Annotated in this window: 2 protein-coding genes; one reads left to right on the top strand and one right to left on the bottom strand. The window is 63.7% G+C overall.

Going from position 1 to position 2,050, the window contains the following annotated elements; genetic code table 11:
- A partial coding sequence (locus ACZ7GZ_RS43155) for a transposase (protein ID WP_471033318.1) occupies nt 1–507 on the bottom strand: 507 nt, incomplete at its 3' end.
- Between the two features lie 397 nt (nt 508–904).
- Here ACZ7GZ_RS43155 and ACZ7GZ_RS43150 point away from each other — a divergent pair.
- Nucleotides 905–1,762: a hypothetical protein gene (locus tag ACZ7GZ_RS43150; protein WP_471033316.1), complete on the top strand. Its 858-nt coding sequence runs from the start codon at nt 905–907 to the stop codon at nt 1,760–1,762.
- Nucleotides 1,763–2,050 lie beyond the last annotated feature (288 nt).

The raw sequence follows: 2,050 nt of genomic DNA, 5'->3' as shown, positions 1-2,050 counted from the left end.
GAGTGAAGTTCCTGCGTTTCTGCGACAACCAGCTTCCCTTTCCGAACAGACCCATCGTAGTGGGACCACTGTCCGGAAACTTCGGGGCGCCTCAGACAGACCTAACGGAGTCCTACTAGCTAGTGCTGGATTCCCCTTTCGGTGGGTAAAGCTGCCGGTAGCGGGGTGGTTACGGGTGCTCGGGGGCGGGTGCTGGGTCATGGTGCTGAGGGCACGGCCAGGCCGTGACGAGAGTGAGCAAGCGGTGGTCCACCGCCTGGCGTTGGCCAGAAAGGCGCCGAAGGTTGTGGTGGAGCGCTGCTCCTGCCAGCGGCCCAGTCGGCGCCAGCAGGACTGACCGGAGCCCAACCCCAACTCCAGCGGCAGCAGTTGCCAGCTGATGTCGTTGTAGAGCACGTACAGGATGCCTTGCAGGCACAGCCGGTCGTCCACCGGCTTCGGGCCGGGCGCCTTCTCCGGCCAGGGCGGCAGCAGCGGCTCGATCAGCGCCCACAAGTCGTCGTCCACGATCCACGGCCGGTTGCCCACACCCCACGAACGGCGGAATCGTCGCACTGGTCACGGCCGGCCAGCACACATCCACAGGGCCTCACTCGTCGTGGTGTGCGCATGTCGGCGTGCTCCCGGACGCCCTTCTGCGCGCCTGAGCTGTGCCCGTGCGGTGAGCGGTGCACGGGACGCGCGGCACAGTGGCTACGTCACACCAGTACCTTTGGCACCAAGGGCGAGCCGTTCGGGCGTCACAAGGGTGTTCAGGCTTCGCGCAGGCCGTTTGACAGAACCGGTGTCACGGCTCTGCAGCCCAGGTCTTTCCGCGTGCAAGGAGGATGAATTGGTAGCGCGTCACAAGAAGTTGCGCCAAGCGCCGACCACAAGACGGGTACGAGTGCTGAGGGCCGGCGTTATGGCCGTCCCCATCTGCGTCAGCTTCGTGTTCGCCGGTTCGGTGATTGCGTCGGCGAGTGAGCTCTCGGCGCAAGTGGCCGACGGTGCGACGCTTTCCGGCGATTCAGGTGTTCCGTCCTGGTTGCACGCCATCGATGACATTTCGCTCGATGAATTCATCAAGATGGCTGAGCAGCACAACCCGAACCACGAGAATAGAAAGATCATCGTGGATGGCGTGGACTACGGAACCGACGGGTGCAGTGCAGGTGGGCAAGCGGCGTTCGAGGCGTGTTGGCGTCATGACGCCAACGTTCGCAGTTTGCAGGAACATCCAGGTTTTTACAATCAGTTCAACTGGGATCACGTCGCGCAGATGCAATTCGCGCGTGATCTCCAGACATTGGTTGACGGGGGTGTAATTGGTGGAGTTCGCCGGACGGTGTACCTGCGGGGGACTTGGTTTGCCGGGCATTGGTTACCCGCGAATTTACCGGAACCACTTTACCTGGCTCCTTATCATTCTGGGCTGCAGCACTATGTCGGTCTTGATGTGGCCAAGGCGCCTGAGGCCAGGGTGGCGACTGCGCATGTGGCCGACGCGCCGCTCGGGAGGCGCCAGTCCGAGCAGACGCAGTTCTACGGCCAGGCCGAGGACGGTTCGTGGCACAGCGTGATGGTTGGGTCCTCGACCGACGGCTATGGCCATGTCGTGGGCTATGGCTTGGACAAGAATGGCGTCTGGCAAGCGCTCAAGGGCCCGGAGGGTGACTTGAGCGACGAACAGAGGGCCAAGGAAGCGGCTGGCAAGCAGCGGGCCGAGCGACAGGAACGCCAGCGTCAGGAGGAGCAGCGGGAGGGGGCGGAGCGCCGGTAGCCGTCCGGTCACCTGGGAAGCCAGAACCCACCCATGGGCTGGCTTCCCAGGTGCCGAAGAAGGGGAATGTCCGGGGAGAGGTCTCTGTCACCACCGCTCCTGGTCGGGGCCCATTGTTCCTGGCGTGTCGGCCGGGGCGACGGCCGGGCGGCTCTGGCAGTGCGGCGATGGGTGGGGCAGACGAGGATCGCGTCCTGAGAGGGCATTTGATCTAGGCGAATTGCCCTTTCTGTTCTAGTAAGTCCCTCGCCAGGTTGGTGTCGTCTCGTCCGTTATGCGCTTGGTGAG

The organism is Streptomyces sp. NPDC037288 (assembly GCF_055603265.1).
The sequence above is the reverse complement of the archived record's forward strand: the minus strand, read 5'-3'. Positions and strand labels throughout refer to the sequence as shown.